The 17,720-nt window shown below is 63.5% G+C and carries 20 protein-coding genes and 1 tRNA gene; 8 read left to right on the forward strand and 13 right to left on the reverse strand.

From position 1 onward, the window contains the following. Nucleotide 1 precedes the first annotated feature (1 nt). Nucleotides 2-97 (forward strand) — tRNA-Sec (locus ACLEJU_RS20755). Nucleotides 98-236: 139 nt separating this feature from the next. Here the strand turns inward: ACLEJU_RS20755 and ACLEJU_RS20760 are convergent. Then, nucleotides 237-1,223, reverse strand: coding sequence for an asparaginase (locus tag ACLEJU_RS20760; protein ID WP_435423898.1), 987 nt, complete (start codon nt 1,221-1,223; stop codon nt 237-239). Nucleotides 1,224-1,295: 72 nt separating this feature from the next. Beyond that, entirely contained in the window at nt 1,296-2,738 is a 1,443-nt protein-coding gene (locus tag ACLEJU_RS20765) for an alanine/glycine:cation symporter family protein (protein ID WP_159408693.1), read from the reverse strand. A 178-nt stretch (nt 2,739-2,916) separates the two neighbouring features. Between ACLEJU_RS20765 and ACLEJU_RS20770 the strand changes: the two genes are divergently transcribed. Then, nucleotides 2,917-3,726: a helix-turn-helix domain-containing protein gene (locus tag ACLEJU_RS20770; protein ID WP_435423899.1), complete on the forward strand. Its 810-nt coding sequence runs from the start codon at nt 2,917-2,919 to the stop codon at nt 3,724-3,726. A gap of 5 nt (nt 3,727-3,731) precedes the next feature. Here the strand turns inward: ACLEJU_RS20770 and ACLEJU_RS20775 are convergent, their stop codons facing one another. Both ACLEJU_RS20775 and ACLEJU_RS20780 read right to left on the reverse strand, forming a co-directional pair. Further along, nucleotides 3,732-4,529 (reverse strand): TSUP family transporter, encoded by a 798-nt coding sequence (locus tag ACLEJU_RS20775; protein WP_435423900.1) that lies wholly within the window; start codon nt 4,527-4,529, stop codon nt 3,732-3,734. Nucleotides 4,530-4,545: 16 nt separating this feature from the next. Continuing rightward, a complete protein-coding gene (locus ACLEJU_RS20780; RefSeq protein WP_435423901.1) occupies nt 4,546-4,974 on the reverse strand; it encodes a hypothetical protein in 429 nt (142 codons plus the stop codon). Nucleotides 4,975-5,842: 868 nt separating this feature from the next. On the opposite strand from ACLEJU_RS20780, the gene ACLEJU_RS20785 reads away from it, so the two are divergent. Beyond that, entirely contained in the window at nt 5,843-6,727 is an 885-nt protein-coding gene (locus ACLEJU_RS20785) for a sugar nucleotide-binding protein (protein ID WP_435423902.1), read from the forward strand. Next, nucleotides 6,720-7,652 carry an NAD-dependent epimerase/dehydratase family protein gene (locus ACLEJU_RS20790; RefSeq protein ID WP_435423903.1) on the forward strand — a complete coding sequence of 311 codons (933 nt, stop codon included), beginning with the start codon at nt 6,720-6,722 and terminating at the stop codon, nt 7,650-7,652. The genes ACLEJU_RS20785 and ACLEJU_RS20790 overlap by 8 nt, the downstream gene beginning before the upstream one ends. 113 nt (nt 7,653-7,765) lie before the next feature. Here the strand turns inward: ACLEJU_RS20790 and ACLEJU_RS20795 are convergent, their stop codons facing one another. After that, complete coding sequence (locus tag ACLEJU_RS20795; RefSeq protein ID WP_435423904.1) at nt 7,766-8,209, reverse strand: winged helix-turn-helix transcriptional regulator; 444 nt, start codon at nt 8,207-8,209, stop codon at nt 7,766-7,768. Nucleotides 8,210-8,313: 104 nt separating this feature from the next. Between ACLEJU_RS20795 and ACLEJU_RS20800 the strand changes: the two genes are divergently transcribed. Then, the gene (locus ACLEJU_RS20800; protein ID WP_435423905.1) at nt 8,314-9,507 is read left to right on the forward strand and encodes an MFS transporter; all 1,194 of its coding nucleotides are present in this window, start codon (nt 8,314-8,316) and stop codon (nt 9,505-9,507) included. On the opposite strand, the gene ACLEJU_RS20805 is transcribed toward ACLEJU_RS20800, so the two are convergent. The 5 genes from ACLEJU_RS20805 to ACLEJU_RS20825 all read right to left on the reverse strand — a co-directional run bounded on the left by ACLEJU_RS20805 (nt 9,495) and on the right by ACLEJU_RS20825 (nt 13,364). Beyond that, nucleotides 9,495-10,178: an OmpW/AlkL family protein gene (locus tag ACLEJU_RS20805; RefSeq protein ID WP_435423906.1), complete on the reverse strand. Its 684-nt coding sequence runs from the start codon at nt 10,176-10,178 to the stop codon at nt 9,495-9,497. The two genes, ACLEJU_RS20800 and ACLEJU_RS20805, sit on opposite strands and share 13 nt — an antisense overlap. Nucleotides 10,179-10,287: 109 nt before the next feature. Then, the gene (locus tag ACLEJU_RS20810; RefSeq protein WP_435423907.1) at nt 10,288-10,803 is read right to left on the reverse strand and encodes a DUF3299 domain-containing protein; all 516 of its coding nucleotides are present in this window, start codon (nt 10,801-10,803) and stop codon (nt 10,288-10,290) included. Between the two features lie 8 nt (nt 10,804-10,811). Next, nucleotides 10,812-12,077 (reverse strand): ABC transporter permease, encoded by a 1,266-nt coding sequence (locus tag ACLEJU_RS20815; protein WP_435423908.1) that lies wholly within the window; start codon nt 12,075-12,077, stop codon nt 10,812-10,814. After that, on the reverse strand, nt 12,077-12,787 hold the full coding sequence (locus tag ACLEJU_RS20820) for an ABC transporter ATP-binding protein (RefSeq protein ID WP_435423909.1): 711 nt from the start codon (nt 12,785-12,787) through the stop codon (nt 12,077-12,079). Before ACLEJU_RS20820 ends, ACLEJU_RS20815 begins: the two co-directional genes overlap by 1 nt. A 1-nt stretch (nt 12,788) precedes the next feature. After that, nucleotides 12,789-13,364: a DUF2796 domain-containing protein gene (locus ACLEJU_RS20825; protein ID WP_435423910.1), complete on the reverse strand. Its 576-nt coding sequence runs from the start codon at nt 13,362-13,364 to the stop codon at nt 12,789-12,791. A 131-nt stretch (nt 13,365-13,495) separates the two neighbouring features. On the opposite strand from ACLEJU_RS20825, the gene ACLEJU_RS20830 reads away from it, so the two are divergent. Further along, nucleotides 13,496-13,831, forward strand: a complete 336-nt coding sequence (locus ACLEJU_RS20830) for a hypothetical protein (protein ID WP_435423911.1) — start codon at nt 13,496-13,498, stop codon at nt 13,829-13,831. Nucleotides 13,832-13,961: 130 nt separating this feature from the next. On the opposite strand, the gene trxA is transcribed toward ACLEJU_RS20830, so the two are convergent. From trxA to ACLEJU_RS20845, 3 genes are read right to left on the reverse strand one after another with little or no spacing between them, the layout of a single operon-like run. After that, nucleotides 13,962-14,834, reverse strand: coding sequence for a thioredoxin (gene trxA / locus ACLEJU_RS20835; protein WP_435424792.1), 873 nt, complete (start codon nt 14,832-14,834; stop codon nt 13,962-13,964). A 31-nt stretch (nt 14,835-14,865) separates the two neighbouring features. Then, nucleotides 14,866-15,525, reverse strand: coding sequence for a class I SAM-dependent methyltransferase (locus ACLEJU_RS20840; RefSeq protein ID WP_435424793.1), 660 nt, complete (start codon nt 15,523-15,525; stop codon nt 14,866-14,868). Beyond that, nucleotides 15,526-15,978 carry a YbaY family lipoprotein gene (locus tag ACLEJU_RS20845; protein ID WP_085677093.1) on the reverse strand — a complete coding sequence of 151 codons (453 nt, stop codon included), beginning with the start codon at nt 15,976-15,978 and terminating at the stop codon, nt 15,526-15,528. It lies immediately after the preceding gene. A 105-nt stretch (nt 15,979-16,083) separates the two neighbouring features. On the opposite strand from ACLEJU_RS20845, the gene nrdR reads away from it, so the two are divergent. Both nrdR and ribD read left to right on the forward strand, forming a co-directional pair. Then, complete coding sequence (gene nrdR / locus ACLEJU_RS20850; RefSeq protein WP_009685710.1) at nt 16,084-16,548, forward strand: transcriptional regulator NrdR; 465 nt, start codon at nt 16,084-16,086, stop codon at nt 16,546-16,548. Nucleotides 16,549-16,550: 2 nt separating this feature from the next. Beyond that, the gene (gene ribD, locus ACLEJU_RS20855; protein ID WP_435424794.1) at nt 16,551-17,681 is read left to right on the forward strand and encodes a bifunctional diaminohydroxyphosphoribosylaminopyrimidine deaminase/5-amino-6-(5-phosphoribosylamino)uracil reductase RibD; all 1,131 of its coding nucleotides are present in this window, start codon (nt 16,551-16,553) and stop codon (nt 17,679-17,681) included. Nucleotides 17,682-17,720 lie beyond the last annotated feature (39 nt).

A 17,720-nucleotide genomic window follows, 5' to 3' on the forward strand; every position in this document is an offset into this window, starting at 1 on the left:
AGGAAGGCAATCGCGCCCGGTGGCGCGGCCGGGCTTCAAACCCGGTTGGGGACGGCAGCCGTTCCCGGGCAGGTTCGACTCCCGCTGCCTTCCGCCATTTTCACTGCACATCCAGGTTTGCTCTTGCAGGAGCGGCCTTGCGTCGCGAAAGGGGCGCGAAGCGGCCCCACGGTTCCAGCTTTGACGCGTAGATCGCCGGGGCTGCTTCGCAGCCCTTTCGCGACACAAGGCCGCTCCTACACCCGCTCCCCACACAGATCCAGTGCAAACCACTGCTCTGCGGTATCGACGTCCAACCCTGCACCCAGCAGTGCAAACATCTTGCCCAGAGCGGCTTCACGGGTCATGCCACCACCACTGACCAGTCCGGCGCCACGCAAGCGGTTACCCGCGGCATAGGTATCAAACACCACCGACCCTTCCGGACACTGGCTAATGGCAGCCAGCAGCACACCACGCTGGCGCGCTTCACGCAGCACCTCCAGCAGCGCCTGGTCATCCGATGGCCCGGTACCGCTGCCATAGCACTCCAGCAGCAGCCCTTGCACGCCGCTGTCGAGCAGTGCCTTCAGGTGCTCGGCCTGCAGGCCCGGGAACACCGGCATCACCGCCAGGTTGACCGGCTGGCGCTGCTGGCGATAACCCAGGGCGGCAGGCAATTCGGCGGCACGCTCGCCTTCACGATGGCGCGGCAGCGCGGCAAAGGCATCGAAGGCCTCGCTGCGCAGCTTCGAAGCCCGGCAGCCATGCAGCAGCTGGCCGTGGAAGTACAACTGCACGCCAGCTTCCAGGCCCTGTTCGACCAGGCACAAGGCCCCGCACAGGTTGTCCCAGGCATCGCTGCCCGGCGCGCCGGCCGGCAGCATCGAGCCGGTCAGCAGCACCGGCACCGGCAGGCCCAGCAGCAGGAACGACAACGCCGCGGCGCTGTAGGCCAGGCTGTCGGTGCCATGCAGCACCAGCACGCCGTCATGGCCGGCGTCCACCGCCGCGACGATGGCATCGCGCATCGCCAGCCAGTTGTGCTGGTGCATGTTGGCGCTATCGAGCAGCGGGTTCATTTCCTGCAGCGTCCATTGCACCTGGGGCGCATCGGTCAGCTTGGCGAGGTGTTCGCGCATCCGCGCGTCGAAACCACCGGCCGGGGCCAGGCCTTCAGCGGTTTCGAGCATGCCGATGGTGCCACCGGTGTAGAGGACGAGGAGATTCTTGACTGCACGCATGGAAAGCATCCGTAGCGGTGAGCGGAGGTAGAGCAGCCGCCCACGGACGGGGCGGCTGGGCAGGGCAGGATATCAGCGCTGCGGCTGAGCTTGGCCGACTGCTTTGTCAGTGGCTGTTTCCGCCTGCGGATTGGCAGGCCAGGCGTTGCGGTCCAGGTCCAGGTCGGCGAACTTCGACGAGTCGAACACTGGCTGCTTGATGCCGGCCTTGCGCTGGTCATCGTAGTCGCGCATCACCCGCAGGCCGACCTTGAACAGCAAGGCCAGGGCCACCAGGTTGACGAAGGCCAGGCAGGTCATGGTGATGTCGGCGAAGGCGAACACGGTCGACAGGTCCTGCATCGAACCCCAAACCACCAGCGCCAGTACCAGGGCACGGAACGCCAGCAGCACCACGCGGTTGCGGCTGAGGAACTGCAGGCTGTTCTCGCCCAGGTAGTAGTTGTAGAGAATGCAGGTGAACACGAACAGCGACAGTGCCACGCTGACGAACAGGCGGCCCCAGTCACCGACCACGGCGGCCAGCGAGTTCTGGGTCAGGACGATGCCGTCACCCTCGAAGCCCGGGGTGTAGAAGCCCGACAGCAGGATCAGCAGCGCGGTGCAGGTGCAGATCACGAAGGTGTCGAGGAACACGCTGAATGCCTGGACCACGCCCTGGGCGCCAGGGTGCTTCACGGCGGCCACGGCAGCCACGTTTGGCGCACTGCCCAGGCCTGCTTCGTTGGCGAACACGCCACGTTTCACGCCCATGACGATGGCGCTGCCGAGCAGGCCGCCGAATGCCGGGTCGAGGCCGAAGGCGCTCTTGAAGATGGTTTCCAGCATGGCCGGCACGTGCTCGATCTGGGTGCCGATCACGTACAGGGTCACGCCGATGTAGGCCAGGGTCTTGATCGGTACCAGCAGGTCCGACACCGCCGCGATGCGCTTGATGCCACCGAGGAAGGTGATGGCCAGCAATACGGCCAGGACAATGCCGGTGTGGCGCGGGTCGAAGGCGAAGGCGTTCTGCAGCGAGTGGGTCACGGTGTACGACTGCAGGCCGATGAAGGCGAAGCCGTAGGTGACCAGCAGCAGGATCGAGAACACGATGGCCATGCTTTTGCGCTTCAGGCCGTGCTGGATGTAGTAGGCCGGGCCGCCACGGTACAGGCCGTCGCCGTCGGCGCGCTTGTAGACCTGGGCCAGGGTGCACTCGAAGAAGCTGCTGGCCATGCCGACCAGGGCAGTGACCCACATCCAGAACACCGCGCCTGGGCCACCCAGGGTCACGGCAATACCGACACCGGCGATGTTACCGGCACCCACGCGGCCGGCGAGGCTCAGCATCAGGGCCTGGAAGGAGCTCAGCTGGCCTGCCTGGCCACGCAGCGATTCCTTGAAGACGGCGAACATGTGGCCGAAGTGGCGGAACTGAACGAACCGCGAACGGATAGTGAAGTAACCGCCGAGACCGACGATCAGCACGATGAGGAGTTTCCCCGAAAGGAAATCGTTGAGTGCTTCGAGCATTGGAGAATGACCTCGATTCTTATTCTTCGTGTGAAAAGACAGCGGACGGCAGGCGCACCGCTATGCGTTGGGGCGCATGGTTGGCCATGACAAGAGTGGTTACAATTTCGCGGCTTGCTCCGATTTGGTGCGACTTGATGCTACACTGGCATCATTCGCGTCACCTGAGTTTCCTGTCATGAGCGATCATTTCGCTACCAATCTCAAACTGGCCTGCAGCCACTACCGCTCTATCTCGGAAGTTTGCCGCCAGCTCTCGATCAACCGCGCGCAGTTCAACAAGTACCTGAGCGGCCAGAGCCGCCCGACGCCGTTTAATCTCAAGCGCATCGGTGATTTCTTCGGTGTCGAGGATTACGAGCTGAATTTGCCGGCCGAACAGTTCGCCCGCCTGATCGGCGCACGTGTGTCGACCGTCTCCGACCAGCCCGACGACCCGATCAGTGAACTGTTCCGCCCGCTGCACGAACACGCCGGCAACCTGTCGCGCTATTGCGGCTATTACTTCGAGTATTCCAACTGCATGTCGGTACCCGGCACCATCCTGGTGTCGCTGGTGCACCTGTGGGAAGAGCGTGGCCGCTTCCTGTTCGAGCGCCAGGAACGCCAGGAGCGCTCCAGCGCCACCGACCAGCATGCCGAGGTGCGTTGTCGCTACCTGGGTGCGGCGTTCCAGCTGCAGGACCGGGTGTTCCTCATCGACTACGAGTCGCTGACCTTCAACGAGATGAGCCAGACCATCCTCATCCCCAGCTTCAAGAGCCGCATCACCCGCCTCAACGGCCTGAAGTCCGGCGTGTCCAGCGGTGACCGACGCAACCCGGCCTGCACCCGGGTGGTGTGGGAGTACCTGGGGGAGGAGATCAACCGCATCAATGCCTATCGGCAGGTCAAGCTGTACCGGCCGGATGACCCACGGATCGATGACGATGTGCGTGAGCGGTTGAGTGTGGGGCCATTGCGTAACAGCTTGTTCGAGATTGAGTGAAAAGTTTAGCGCAGCGCCGTGTAAGCGCGCAGCCATTCACCTACCGGATGAGCATCACCAAGCAACAACTTCGCCGCCATCAGGCAACACACCGTGATCAACAGTGGTTTGACCAGTTGCGGCCCGAAGTAGAGGGCGCAACGAGCGCCGAGTTGAGCGCCGATGATGGCGCAGGCCGCCATGGCCAGCGCCAAAGGCCATATGATGGCTCCACTGTAGGCAAATACCGACAATGCTCCAAGGTTGCAGGATGCGTTGAGCAGTTTGCTGCTACAGATTGCCTGCATGAGATGCTGTCCCAGCAGCAGAGTGAAAGCGACCATGAAGAATGAACCGGTACCTGGGCCAAAAATGCCGTCATAGAAGCCAATGCCTGGAGCAACCACGAGCGCAAAGCAGAAATTCGAGAGCCTCTGCTTGCGGTCCTGATCTTCAAGCTTGGGGCTGAGTGCAAAGTAGGTAGCGACCGCTATCAGCAAGAACGGCACAGTTGCTTCAAGCACCACTCTGTCGAGCAAGCTGATTGACAAGGCGCCCGCAACACCTCCGGCGAATGACAGCACAGCCAGTGGCCAATCTGTTCGCCAATGGATCATGCGTTTTCGGGCAAACGCCCAGACCGCCGAAATACTCGCTGAAGAAGCCTGGAGCTTGTTGGTAGCCATTGCAGCCAGCGGATCGACTCCGGCAATGAATAGCGCCGGAAGCGTGAGTAAACCACCGCCGCCTGCGATGGCGTCGAAGAAGCCTGCCAGCAATGCAGTGGCGGCAAGGATCAACAAAGTTGAAATTTCGATTTCCATACTTGGTTATCCAGTCTTATCCGCGAACGACGAGTGGGTCTGATTGAAGTACCAGAGGCTCCGTGTGAGGTGCATATGCAAACAACCGAACCAGAAGCCTTCTGTTATCAAGAATGGTGTCCCGTGAATGCAGGGCCTGGCTGTTGTTGATCAAAAGAGTTGAACTTGAGTCCAGCACAAATACTTTGGGCTCTATTTCGCTGACTAATCCCTCTAATGCCTTGAATGCGTGCTGCGCAGGGACTGAGGCCTCTGAGTCCAACGAATAGCGGTAAGTGCTGTAGCGCAAGGTAAACCCTTCCATTCTGTCGAACTGTAATATGGAACTTGGACGAGGAGGCGGGCTGTCATCCTTGATGAAGCATTCGCTTCGGCTGAAGCGAAACGAGCGTGATGTGAGCGCCAGTGCTTCGATACCGTTCAGTTTTCTGATGGCTGCGCGCATGGGTGTTAACCGTGTCGGTTTCGCTGTGGGTTCCCTCTTGCGGTCAGGATTAGCGCGCTCGGTGCTGGTGAGTGTTCGTCTTCAGCCTTGACCGAACAGTTGTAAGGGGGTTCCGTATGGGGGCCAAGGCTAACGCCTGCATGGGAGCTCAATTCGGCCGTTCGGTCTTGTTTTTCCTCAACAAGCGGGACCTTTCCACCACCTTTGAAGTTACCCACAAGTCGCGTTTGTTTCCCCTCGTTGTCGATATCAAATGCGAAAGATCGGTATCCGACTAGACTCAGCAGAATCTGATGTCTGGACGCCAAATAAATCACTGCAGGCGCGGTGCTCAGACTTTCTTGTGGCGGCATTACATCTGGGGGAGGGTCACTGGGCAGTGGCAGCATGTTGCTGAACTCAATTGCACAAACCTGGCCAGATGTGAACGCATCAAGAAGTGCCTGCTGTTGAGCTGAGATCTCCTGTTTCAGCGACTCAGCACAGTGCCTAGATAACGCTGCAGCGCCTGAAGCATCAGGTCCCCCCTCAGCGGCCACGCGAAGGCACGCCTCGTCCAGTCTACGAGCTTGACCCTGGTCGAAGTTAAAATGAGCAACATCGTGTAATGCTTCGCTATAGCTCCCTGTCATTGTTTTGTCCTTGTCTGTAGGGATGTTGTGAACCTTCCGAAGATACGGGAGCTATTTAGGCAATTATTTTTGATATTGGATGCAGGACTTGGCCAGTCGAAGGTGTAGGAATTTTCCTGCGAGGTGGTGGCTCTGAGGCGCATTGGTAGCAGCGCACCCTAGGGTTGGACTTCCCTGCCCGGAAACCGCAAAATGACTCCTTTCCTTCTATCAACCTGTTCGGATCTGCTGACTCTATGCGTATGCGCCTGATGCTGTTGGGTGGTGGCAATGCCCTCGGGCAAGCGCTGATTCGTCTCGGAGCCGAGGAGGACATCGCATTCCTGGCACCGCGGCCGCCGGAGAACGGCTGGGCCCCGGCCAGCCTCACTCAGCTGCTTGACGATCATCGTCCCGATGCCGTGGTCAACCTGGCCTACTACTTCGACTGGTTCCAGGCCGAGTCGGTCAGCGACCAGCGCCTGGCCCTGCAGGAGCGGGCAGTGGAGCGGCTGGCGGAGTTGTGTCAGCACCACCAGATCACCCTGGTGCAGCCTTCCAGCTACCGGGTGTTCGACGGATCGCGGGCCACGGCCTACAGCGAGAAGGACGAGCCGGTACCGCTGGGCCAGCGTGGCCAGGCCCTGTGGCGTATCGAGCAGAGCGTGCGCGCGGCATGCCCGCAGCATGTGCTGCTGCGCTTCGGCTGGTTGCTGGACGAAAGCATCGACGGTGCCCTAGGCCGCTTCCTGACCCGTGCCGAGCAACCGCAGGAGCTGCTGCTGGCTGATGACCGCCGCGGCAACCCGACGCCGGTCGACGATGCCGCGCGGGTGATCCTCTCGGTGCTCAAGCAGCTCGATTGCAGTGCGCCGCTGTGGGGCACCTACCATTACGCCGGCAACGAGGCGACCACGCCGCTGGCGCTGGGCCAGGCAATTCTCAGCGAGGCCGGGCAGTACCGTCAGCTGGCCGTACAGGCGCCGACCGCGCAGGCCCATGCCGCACGGCCGGATGCCAGCGACGAGCCACAGCACGCGGTGTTGGCCTGCAAGAAAATACTTCACACTTTCGGTATCAAGCCGCGTGCCTGGCGCGCAGGCTTGCCGCCACTACTGGATCGATTCTACCGCCATGGCTGATGCCCCCATCCTGATCACCGGCGGCGCCGGCTTTATTGGCTCCCACCTGTGCGATGCGTTGCTGGCCAAGGGCTATGCCGTACGTATTCTCGACGACCTTTCCACCGGCAAGCGCGTTAACCTGCAACTGGATAACCCGCGCCTCGAACTGATCGAAGGCGATGTGGCCGACGCCGAGCTGGTTCAGCATGCCGCTGCCGGTTGTGCTGCCGTGGTCCATCTGGCCGCCGTGGCGTCGGTGCAGGCGTCGGTCGAAGACCCGGTGAAGACCCACCAGAGCAACTTTATCGGCACCCTCAACGTGGCCGAGGCCATGCGCGTGCATGGCGTGCGCCGGGTGCTGTTCGCCTCGAGCGCGGCGGTGTATGGCAACAATGGCGAAGGCGAATCGATTGCCGAAGACACGCCGAAGGCGCCGCTGACGCCTTATGCCGTGGACAAGCTGGCCAGCGAGCAGTACCTGGACTTCTATCGCCGCCAGCATGGCCTGGAGCCAGTGGTGTTTCGCTTCTTCAACATCTTCGGCCCGCGCCAGGACCCATCCTCGCCGTACTCCGGGGTGATCAGCATCTTCAGTGAACGGGCGGAGCAAGGGTTGCCGATCACCGTGTTCGGTGATGGCGAGCAGACCCGTGACTTCCTCTATGTCGGTGACCTGGTGCAGGTAATGGTGCAGGCGCTGGAGAAGCCACAGGTGGAAGAGGGCGCGGTAAACGTCGGCCTGAACCAGGCAACTTCGCTTAACCAGATGCTCAAGGCACTGGAGCAGGTGGTGGGCAGCCTGCCAGCGATCAGTTACGGCCAGGCGCGCTCGGGGGATATTCGCCATTCGCGGGCGAATAACCAGCGTTTGCTGGCGCGTTTCGATTTTCCGCAGGCGACCCCGATGGTCGAGGCTTTGGCCAAGCTGCTCGGTAGGGCTTGAGATAGCTGGGGCCGCTTTGCGGCCCTTTCGCGACACAAGGCCGCTCCTACAAGGGATCTCGGTCCGTTTAGGAGCAGCCTTGTGTCGCGAAAGGGCTGCGAAGCAGCCCCAGCTCACGTATGCCGTACAGCCTTGCGTAGGCATTCCTCCGCCGCAAGCAGTCTGCCATCTTCGGCCCGCACCTGCAGAATCCCGACTGGCCGCCCTTTGGCGCTGTCCACCAGCTCCGACCGCGCCTCCCCCGCCTCGAACAGAAACCGCTCCCCCCACTGGCGCAACCCCACCACGATCGGAAACACCGAGCGCCCTTTCTCGGTCAGCACATACTCCTTGTAGGCGCTGCCATCGGACGCCGGCTGCAACGCCAGCAACCCACTCTCCACCAGCAGCTTCAGCCGCGACGCCAGGACGTTCTTCGCCAGCCCCAGGTTCTTCTGGAACTCGCTGAAACGGCGCAGGCCATCGAAGGCATCACGCAGGATCATCAGTGCCCAACGGTCACCCAGCACTTCCAGCGCCCGGGCCACAGGGCATTGAGCGTTCACTTCATCGAGCATTTGGCAGCACCTGCATGATTCACCTGGTTGCAGATTAAAACCACATTTGCTAAATATCCATCATGTGGTTTCAATTTGAAACCAGATGCTAAGGAGTCAGCCCGATGAATCGCTGGATAACCCTGTTGCTTGCCGCCACCTGCGCCATGGCAGTGGCCACGGTCTATTTCGCCCAGCCTCTGCTCGAGTCGATCGCCAGTGACCTAGGGGTGGCGCAGCAGCAGATCGGTTGGGTAGTTGGTGCGACCCAGGTGGGTTATGCCCTAGGGCTGATCCTGATCGTACCGTTGGGCGATCTGATCGAGCGCAAGCGCCTGTCGCTGGTGCAATTGCTGGTTGCTGCTTTGGCCCTGGTCGGCGTAGGCCTGGCACAGGAATGGCTGGTTCTGCTGGCAGCCCTGGCCCTGGTCGGGCTGATGGCGGTCATGGTGCAGGTGATGGTCGCCCATGCCGCCACCCTCGCTACCCCAGCCTGCCAGGGCCAGGCGGTGGGTACCGTCACCAGCGGGGTCGTGCTGGGCATCTTGCTGGCGCGCCTGGTCTCGGGAGCGCTCGCCGACCTGGCCGGATGGCGCAGTGTGTACTTCGTGGCGGCGACACTGCTCGTGCTGATGGCTGTGCTCCTTTGGCGCTGGCTGCCAGCGAGCCGGTTACCCGTGCAACGACCGGGCTACCTGCAACTGATCGGCTCTTTGTACGCCTTGTATCGCCACGACAGCTTGCTGCGCCGGCGTGGGTTGCTCGGCCTGCTGATCTTCGCTGCGTTCAGCGTGCTGTGGAGTGCCATGGTGCTACCCCTGAGCGCACCTGCGCTTGCGCTCAGCCATACCGAGATCGGCCTGTTCGGCCTGGCAGGTATCGCCGGCACCTTGGCGGCGTCGTGTGCCGGTCGGCTGGCTGATCGAGGGCTGGGCGAGCGTACCACCGGGCTGGCGCTGGCCTCGCTGACGCTGTCATGGCTGCCAACCGCCTTCGTCGAGCAGTCGCTGACAGCGTTCGTGCTGGGTGTGCTGATGCTGGATTTCGCCGTGCAGGCGGTGCATGTCACCAACCAGAGCCTGCTGCTGGCGGGGCGTGGTGCGATGGCCAGCCGCTTGATCGGCGCCTACATGTGTTGCTACTCGATCGGTAGCGGCCTGGGCGCAGTGCTGGCGAGCTGGATGTATGCGCGTTGGGGCTGGACCGCGGTATGCGGATTGGGGATGGTGATCAGTGGGCTGGCACTGGGGTACTGGTCTTGGGGGCAACGAGAAAGGGCGACCGAAGCCGCCCTGCCGTGCTCAGGTCAGAACTTGTAGCCAAGGCCGACCATGTACACCCAAGGGTCGACATCGACGTCGACCTTGGTCTTGCTATAGCCCAGGGCGGTCGGGCCATTGACGCTGGCCTTGGTGTCGATGTCGACGTACCAGACCGAGGCGTTGACCAGCAGGTTGTCGGTGATCATGTAGTCCATGCCCAACTGGCCGGCGATACCCACCGAATCCTGCAGCTTGAGGTTGCTGAAGCCCTGTTGCTTGCGCTCGCTCGTCAGGTCTTCGTCGAAGAACAGGGTATAGTTGATGCCGACGCCGGCATAGGGCTGGAACTTGGAGCTAGGTTCCATCGGGTAGTACTGCACGGACAGGGTCGGTGGCAGCTGTTTGATGTCGGCCAGTTTGCCGTCCAGCCCGCCGCCCAGGCCTTTGACGCCTACGCTGTGCTTGAACGGGGTTGCGGCCAGCAGCTCCAGGCCGATGTGGTCGGTGAGCATGTAGGCGAAGGTCAGGCCCAGCTGGGTGTCGCTGTCCAGGGTCGCCTTGGTGCCCGACACCTTGTTGCCGTCGAATTTCAGGTCGCCGCTGTTTTCGTTCGGTGCAGTGGTGATGGCACCGGCGCGGACGATAACATCGCCCGCTTTATGGGCGTGGGCAACAGGGGCGGCGAGCGCAAGGGCCACAAGCGAGGCGCCGAGCAAGGACTTGTTCATGGAAGCTCCCAAAGGACGTGAATAATCGAGTAGTCCAATGGTACGGAGCCGTCTAAACCAATTGTTTGACCCAGCTCAAAGAACCGTCGTCACGAATTAGAAACAGTTCTCACTTGAGCACATAAGCGTATATTTTCTCCGCTTCCATCTGGTATCCGGCGTCGGCCAATTCGCTGCTGGAGGCTCTAACTTGCATCTTTCCCTCGATCCAGTAGGGCTGGTAGAGGTCCTCCACACGCACACCCATCTCGCTGAAAATGTGCACGATCTGGTTCGACGGTGGGGGCGGCACATGGATGCAGGCGCCGTAGTAAGGCACCAGCAAAAACTCCGTCGTGCGACCTTCTTCGCTCACCTCCAGCGGCACGATGTAGCCCGGGATCTTGACCTGTTGGCCATCGAGGCTTTTCACCACCGGGGCGTCGGGCCCTTGCTGGCGCGCTGGTGGGGCCGATTCAGCAGACAGCGCATCGCTCAGCTGCGACATGTCGTGCAGCGGCGTCAGTTGTGGCGGTATGACCGGCGCGCCTTCGGGAATGAGGGCAGGCCAGTCCAGTTCGCGCACCTCGCCCGCCCACGCAGGGGCGGCGAGGAACAGGATCGATAGCAGTAGTACGCGGAGCATGGTGCCTCTCAGAGATGAATGGACAGGCCATCGGCCAGCGATTGCCGATAGGCGCGCCAGGCCGGTACGCTGCCCATCAACAGCGCTGCGCCAAGGATGATAGCCAGTAGCGTCCATTCATGTGCAGTGGGCAAGGCCAGGGGCAGGTACAGGCCGTAGCTGGCCTGCACGTAGCCTTGGGCCAGGGCGATGCCCGCGTAGAGCAAGCCAAGCCCCGCCGCGATGCCCGTCAGCGCCAGCGCCAGCGCTTCGAGCACCAGCAGCCCGGCAATATGCCACGGGCGTGCGCCCACCGAGCGCAGAATTGCCATCTCCCGGCGGCGTTCGTTGAGGCTGGTGAGAATTGCCGTCAGCATGCCGATCAAGCCGGTCAGCACCACGAACAGCGACACCACGAACAACGCCTGCTCGGCGGTACCCATCAGGCTCCACAGTTCCTGCAAGGCAACCCCAGGCAGGATCGCCAGCAACGGTTCGCTGCGGTACTCGTTGATTTCGCGCTGCAGGCTGAAGGTGGCGATCTTGTTGTTCAGGCCAAGCATGAACGCCGTGATGGCCGCCGGCTGCAGGTCCATGGTCCGCGCCTGTTCGGCACTGATGCGCCCGGCACCTCGGGCCGGCACGCCGTTGTGCCAGTCGATGTGGATGGCCTCCATGCCACCGAGGCTGATGTGCAGGGTGCGGTCGACCGGCGTGCCGGTGCGCTTGAGCACGCCGACCACGGTGAACGGTTTGTCGTCGTGCTTGACCAGGCTGATGGCGGCGACACCGTGCGCCAGTACCAGCTTGTCGCCCAGCTTGTAGTGCAGCGCGTCGGCCACTTCGGCGCCGAGCACCACTTCGAACGGGTCGCTGGCGAATTCACGGCCCTGGCTCAGTTCCAGATGCTGCTTGCGGCCGTACTGGTAATGGCTGAAGTAATCGGTGGTGGTCCCCATTACCCGGTAGCCACGGTGCGAGTCACCCAGCGAGATCGGGATCGCCCACTTCACCCGTGGGTCCTGGGCATAGTGCTGGTAGCTGTCCCAGCGGATGTTGTTGGTGGCGTTGCCGATACGGAACACCGAATACAGCAGCAGGTTCACCGAACCCGAACGGGCGCCGACGATCAGGTCGGTGCCGCTGATGGTGCTGGCAAAGCTTGCGCGAGCTTCGGTGCGCACACGTTCGACGGCCAGCAGCAGGCACACCGACAGGGCGATGGCGAAGGCGGTGAGGAATGCGGTGAAACGGCGGTTGGCCAGGCTGGCCAGGGCAAGGCGGAGCAGGTACATCAAGCCTCCTGGGGCTTGGCGGCGCGGTTGAGTTCGGCCAGGGACAGGTGACGGTCGAACAGCGGTGCCAGGTTCTGGTCATGACTGACGAACAACAGGCTGGAACCGGCCGCGCGGCATTCGTCGAACAGCAGGCGGATGAATGCTTCGCGGGTGTCGGCATCCAGCGCCGAGGTCGGCTCGTCGGCAATTACCAGTTCTGGCTGGCCGATCAGCGCGCGTGCAGCTGCAACGCGCTGCTGCTGGCCGATCGACAGGCTGTCGGCGCGCCGTGCGAGCAGCGCCGGGTCACCCAGGCCCAGGTGCGCCAGCAGCTCACTGGCGGCTTGGTCGACACTGCCGTGGCGCTGGCTGGCACGCTCAGCGCGGCTGCGCGAGAAACGGCACGGCAGCTCGACGTTTTCCCTTACCGAAAGGAACGGCAGCAGGTTGAACTGCTGGAAAATGTAGCCGGTGTGGTCGACCCGGAAACGGTCACGCGCACCCTGGCCGAGCACGGCGAGGTCCTGTCCGAGCAGCTGGATACGCCCCTGACCTGGCCGGTTGACCCCGCCGAGCAGGCCCAGCAGGGTGGTCTTGCCACTGCCGCTGGGGCCTTTGAGGAACAGGGCTTCGCCGGCTTCCAGGCGGAACGCCGGGATATCCAGCAGCGGCGCCTGGCCGGGCCAGGCGAACACCAGGTCCTGCAGTTCAATCAACGCCTGGCTCATTTCAGAACGCGACCACGGCCTTGGCAGGCGAAGTCTCTACGCCTTTCTGGCCATTCGGGCCGATCAGTTGCACGTTGATCTTCTGGGTGGCCGGGAAGGCCTTGTACAGCGGGGTGAGGTCGATCTGGGCGAGCCTTTCCGGAGTGGTGCAGGTCAGCTGGTAGTGGGCATTGATGTCGCTGTGCACGTGGCCTTTCTCGTGCTCGTCACCGTCGTCGTCTGCCTTGGCTACGTCGCCGAACATCGGGCTTTCCAGTTCCTGCTGGTCTTCCTTGCAGCCGGCGGCCGAAGCCAGGGCGAACAGCTTCAGCGGTTGTTCAAGTTGCTGGCGCACGGCGGCGACCTTGGCCTTGTCGGCATCGCTGCTGGCCATGTGCTCGAAGCCGACCAGGTTCATCGCCGGGCTGTCCAGCTCCAGCTCCAGGGTGTTGCCGTCGAGCACGGCATTGAGCTTGGCCACGCCATGCTCGTGGGCGCCAAGGGTGCCATGGGCGTGATCGTGGTCATGTTCGTCGTGGGCATGGGCCACGGCCAGGGGCAGCAGGGCGAAGGGCAGGGCGAGCAGCAGACGACGCATGGACGACTCCGGGAGCGGGCTGGATGTTTCGGTTATGTTATAACAATTTTTCTTCGTACCGCCAGCCTGTGTGGCGCAGGTTTCATGTTGCGGTAGCATGGTTGCATTGAACTGAGCTCAAGGAACGTATTGTGAGAATTCGTGGGCAGATTGGTGACTGGCCGGTGGACCTGACCATCGAGCTGGAGCCGCAGGAGTGGGCGCAGCTGGGGCGGCAGATCGAGGTGCCGGTGGCTGAACCGGTCGCCGTGGCAGCAGCACCGCGCCAGGATGATGGGCAATGGCAGGCGGCCCGTGAGGTGCTGCGCCTGGCAGGGCAGATGAGCGGGCCGGAGTTGCTCGACCGGCTGGAAGGGTTGGCCGGGAGCACGGCAGCGGGCAAGCGGCTGCTGGTGCGCTTGCGGCACAGCAGTGAGGTGAAGGTGGAAAGTGGCGTGGATGCGCCGGTGTATCACTGGGTGGGTTGAGGCTCTGGATTCTGGGGCTGCTCTGCAGCCCTTTCGCGACACAAGGCCGCTCCTGCAGGAGACCGCGTTCCTTTGTAGGAGCGGCCTTGTGTCGCGAAAGGGCCGCAAAGCGGCCCCGGCAATCCCAAACTCAGAACATGGCCGAAGACAATCGACGGCGGTAAACACCCACCAGTGGGTGGTCACTGCCCAGCAGCTCGAACACCTGCAGCATCGCCTTTTGCGGCAAGCCGTTCTCATACCCGCGATTACGCTGGAACAGCTTCAGCAACCCGTCCAACGCTGCTTCATACTGCTGACGCGCCAACTGCTGAATGCTCAGCTGGTAAGCCGCCTCATCATCCTGTGGGTTCTGCGCCAGGCGGCTCTTCAGGTCGGCGACTTCCGGCAGGCTGGCGGCCTGGCGCAGGAAGGTCAGCTGCGCCTTGGCACCGGCCAGTGCAGCCTTGTGCTCGTCGGTCTTGATCGCGTCCAGCACGACCTGGGCTTCACCCAGTTCGCCACGCTCGGCCAGGCAACGGGCATAGTAGATCAGCGCTTCGGCATTGCTGTTGTCTTCACCCAGCAGCGCCTGCAGCAGGGCTTCGGCCTCGGCGAACCGGCTTTCGGCGAACAGCGCCTTGGCCTGCTCCAGCGGCGAAGCGGTTGGCGCGGCAGGCATTTGCACATGCGGCTCGAGCATGGCGCGGATCGCCGACTCCGGCTGGGCACCGGCAAAGCCGTCAACCGGCTGGCCATCCTTGAACAACACCACGGTCGGCAGGCTGCGGATGCCGAACTGGGCTACCACCTGCTGCTCGACGTCGCAGTTGATCTTGGCCAGCAGCAGCTCGCCCTGATAGCCCTCGGCGATCTTCGCCAGCAACGGCATCAGCGCTTTGCACGGCGCGCACCACTCGGCCCAGAAGTCCACCAGTACCGGCTTGTGGAAGGAGTTCTCGATCACCAACTGCTGGAAGGTGGCATCGGTGGCATCGAAGATGTATGGGGTGTCCTGGCTCATCGCGACTCTCGGTAATCCGTGAATGGCACCACTATAAAGGCTCGCGGCTCGCGTGGTACAGGCTGACCCGGCGGAATTCGTGCGGCTCGGCCAAGTCCGGCAGGGTCAGGGCTTCGAGCACGCCAAGCTGGCGGTACAGCGGGTGACTGAAATCGCGGACTCGCGAGTCGGCCACCAGTGCCTGGCGGCCACGGCCCAGGAATGCATCGAGCAGCGGCAGGTTGGCGCGGTCATAGAGCACGTCGGCGACCAGGATCAGGTCGAAGCGGTCGGCCTCGGCGAAGAAGTCGCTGCTGTAGCCCAGTTCCACATCGTTGAGTTGGGCGTTGGCACGGCAGGCTTGCAGGGCCAGCGGGTCGAGGTCACAGGCGACCACTTCCAGCGCCCCGGCACGGGCCGCCGCAATCCCGGCGATACCGGAGCCGGCGCCAAAGTCCAGCACACGCTTGCCGGCGACCCACTCGGGGTGCGCCGCCAGGTAGCGGGCCATGGCCAGGCCACTGGCCCAGCAAAAGCTCCAGTACGGCGGTTCTTCGAGGATGCGTCGGGTTTCCTCGCTGCTGAAGGCGCGGTCCATGTTCCGGTCATCGATCAGCCACAGTTTCAGTTCACACTCGGGCAAGTCGCTGACCACCAGGCGCGCTTCGCCGATCAGGCCGCTGAGGGCCTGTTGCAGGGCAAGCGGCGCCACTTAAGGCGCCTTCTCGAAGCGCAGCGGGCCGGTGGCCTGGGTCTGGGCCTGGATGATGCGCACGGGGGGCAGGTGCATGATCAACTGGCCGGAGCTGCTGGCACGGCCGCGCAGCTCGACGCGGGCACCGGCCGGGAAGGCCTCGGGGTTGAAACGCAGGTGGTAGGGCAGGGCCTGGCCGGTGCCGGTCAGGGTGCTGCTGGCCAGCAGCTGTTGCGGGCGGTCGCGGTCGTCGATGACCAGCAGTGCCAGCTCCACGTCGGCGCCGGCGGGGATTTCCAGCAAGGTGCCGCTCAATTCACGCTGATAGGCCGGCAGCGGGCCAAGCGGTTCGGCGTTTTTCGCCACTTTGGCCGCTGCTGGTGCGGGGACTGCTTCGGTCTTGGGGCGGTCACTGCCGCAGGCGGCGAGCAGGGAAGCGCAGCACAGCACGACGAGCGCACGAAGATGCATGGGGGGGTCCTTCACGGGCAGAATTGTATGGATGTTAACCCCTTTGGCTTGTCTTGCCAGTGCAATGCGCTACCATGGCCCTCCCTTTTTTTGTTGCCTGCCACCATGCACTGTCCCTTTTGCGGTGCCAACGACACCAAGGTCATCGACTCGCGTCTGGTCGCCGAGGGCGAACAGGTGCGCCGTCGCCGTGAATGCGTTGCCTGCGGCGAGCGTTTCACTACCTTCGAAACCGCCGAGCTGGTGCTGCCCCGGCTGATCAAGCAGGACGGCACGCGCCAGCCCTTCGATGAAGACAAACTGCGCGCCGGCATGCAGCGTGCGCTGGAGAAGCGCCCGGTCAGCGTCGAGCGCCTGGAAGCGGCGCTGGCGCATATCAAGAGCCGCCTGCGCGCCACTGGCGAGCGCGAGGTAAAGTCGCTGGTGGTAGGCGAAATGGTCATGGCCGAGCTGCGCAAGCTCGACGAAGTGGCCTACATCCGCTTCGCCTCGGTGTACCGGCGCTTCCAGGACCTCGACGAATTCCGCGAAGAAATCGACCGCCTGGCCCGCGAGCCGGCTAAAGAGTGAGCATGCCCAGCCAGACCGCGATCCTCGACGCCCATTACATGGCCCGCGCGCTGGAACTGGCGCGCAAGGGCGTGTACACCACACACCCCAACCCACGCGTAGGTTGCGTGATCGTCCGCGATGGCGAGGTAGTTGGTGAAGGCTGGCACGTGCGTGCCGGTGAGCCGCATGCCGAAGTGCATGCCCTGCGTCAGGCCGGCGAACTGGCCCGCGGCGCCTGCGCCTACGTGACTCTGGAACCGTGCAGCCACCATGGCCGCACGCCGCCGTGCGCCGAGGCACTGGTCAAGGCCGGTGTGGCCCGGGTGGTCGCCGCCATGCAGGACCCCAATCCGCAAGTCGCCGGCCAAGGCCTGCGGCGCCTGGCGGACGCCGGCATCAGCGTGGCCAGCGGCGTGCTCGAAGCCGAGGCGCGCGCGCTCAATCCCGGCTTCCTCAAGCGCATGGAGCACGGCCTGCCGTTCGTCCGTGCCAAGCTGGCGATGAGCCTGGACGGCCGCACCGCCATGGCCAGCGGCGAAAGCCAGTGGATCACCGGGCCCGCTGCGCGCTCGGCAGTGCAGCGCCTGCGCGCCCGCTCCAGCGTGGTGCTGACCAGTGCGGCCAGCGTGCTGGCCGACAACGCGCGGATGACCGTGCGTGGCGCCGAGCTGGGCCTGGATGCCGAAACCACCGCCCTGGCGCTGAGCCGCACGCCGTTGCGCGTGCTGGTCGACGGCCGCCTGCGTTTGCCGCTGGACGCGCCGTTCTTCCGGGCCGGCCCGGCACTGGTGGTCACCGCCGTCGCAGATGACCTGCGCTATGCCGCTGCCGGTCATGAACTGCTCAGCCTGCCGGGCGACAATGGCCAGGTAGACCTGCCGGCACTGTTGCAGGCACTGGCCGCGCGCGGCGTCAACGAAATCCTGCTGGAGGCCGGTGCCGGCCTGGTCGGTGCCTTTGCCCAGCTGGGCCTGATCGACGAGTACCAGCTGTTCGTCGCCGGCACATTCCTCGGCTCCCAGGCCCGGCCGTTGCTGGACTGGCCGCTGGACAAGATGAGCCAGGCACCGCGGCTGAAAATCACCGAAATGCGCGCAGTGGGCGATGACTGGCGGGTCACGGCCATCCCTCTGCCGGCGCCCGGCGTATAATGCCGGGCTTGCCCCGCGCAACCCGTTTCTGAGGAAGTC

It is taken from the genome of Pseudomonas sp. SMN11 (assembly GCF_052041945.1).
In the GTDB taxonomy this organism is placed as follows: Bacteria; Pseudomonadota; Gammaproteobacteria; order Pseudomonadales; family Pseudomonadaceae; genus Aquipseudomonas.

Excerpts from the sequence above, each read along its gene's own strand:
- ACLEJU_RS20775 (WP_435423900.1), bottom strand. The coding sequence starts at position 4,529 with ATGGAAATCGAAATTTCAACTTTGTTGATCCTTGCCGCCACTGCATTG.
- ACLEJU_RS20820 (WP_435423909.1), bottom strand. The coding sequence starts at position 12,787 with ATGAGCCAGGCGTTGATTGAACTGCAGGACCTGGTGTTCGCCTGGCCC.
- ACLEJU_RS20805 (WP_435423906.1), bottom strand. The coding sequence starts at position 10,178 with ATGAACAAGTCCTTGCTCGGCGCCTCGCTTGTGGCCCTTGCGCTCGCC.
- ACLEJU_RS20765 (WP_159408693.1), bottom strand. The coding sequence starts at position 2,738 with ATGCTCGAAGCACTCAACGATTTCCTTTCGGGGAAACTCCTCATCGTG.
- nrdR (WP_009685710.1), top strand. The coding sequence starts at position 16,084 with ATGCACTGTCCCTTTTGCGGTGCCAACGACACCAAGGTCATCGACTCG.
- ACLEJU_RS20800 (WP_435423905.1), top strand. The coding sequence starts at position 8,314 with ATGAATCGCTGGATAACCCTGTTGCTTGCCGCCACCTGCGCCATGGCA.
- ACLEJU_RS20795 (WP_435423904.1), bottom strand. The coding sequence starts at position 8,209 with ATGCTCGATGAAGTGAACGCTCAATGCCCTGTGGCCCGGGCGCTGGAA.
- ACLEJU_RS20825 (WP_435423910.1), bottom strand. The coding sequence starts at position 13,364 with ATGCGTCGTCTGCTGCTCGCCCTGCCCTTCGCCCTGCTGCCCCTGGCC.
- ACLEJU_RS20770 (WP_435423899.1), top strand. The coding sequence starts at position 2,917 with ATGAGCGATCATTTCGCTACCAATCTCAAACTGGCCTGCAGCCACTAC.
- ACLEJU_RS20810 (WP_435423907.1), bottom strand. The coding sequence starts at position 10,803 with ATGCTCCGCGTACTACTGCTATCGATCCTGTTCCTCGCCGCCCCTGCG.
- ACLEJU_RS20815 (WP_435423908.1), bottom strand. The coding sequence starts at position 12,077 with ATGTACCTGCTCCGCCTTGCCCTGGCCAGCCTGGCCAACCGCCGTTTC.
- ACLEJU_RS20760 (WP_435423898.1), bottom strand. The coding sequence starts at position 1,223 with ATGCGTGCAGTCAAGAATCTCCTCGTCCTCTACACCGGTGGCACCATC.
- ribD (WP_435424794.1), top strand. The coding sequence starts at position 16,551 with ATGCCCAGCCAGACCGCGATCCTCGACGCCCATTACATGGCCCGCGCG.
- trxA (WP_435424792.1), bottom strand. The coding sequence starts at position 14,834 with ATGAGCCAGGACACCCCATACATCTTCGATGCCACCGATGCCACCTTC.
- ACLEJU_RS20785 (WP_435423902.1), top strand. The coding sequence starts at position 5,843 with ATGCGTATGCGCCTGATGCTGTTGGGTGGTGGCAATGCCCTCGGGCAA.
- ACLEJU_RS20790 (WP_435423903.1), top strand. The coding sequence starts at position 6,720 with ATGGCTGATGCCCCCATCCTGATCACCGGCGGCGCCGGCTTTATTGGC.
- ACLEJU_RS20845 (WP_085677093.1), bottom strand. The coding sequence starts at position 15,978 with ATGCATCTTCGTGCGCTCGTCGTGCTGTGCTGCGCTTCCCTGCTCGCC.
- ACLEJU_RS20780 (WP_435423901.1), bottom strand. The coding sequence starts at position 4,974 with ATGCGCGCAGCCATCAGAAAACTGAACGGTATCGAAGCACTGGCGCTC.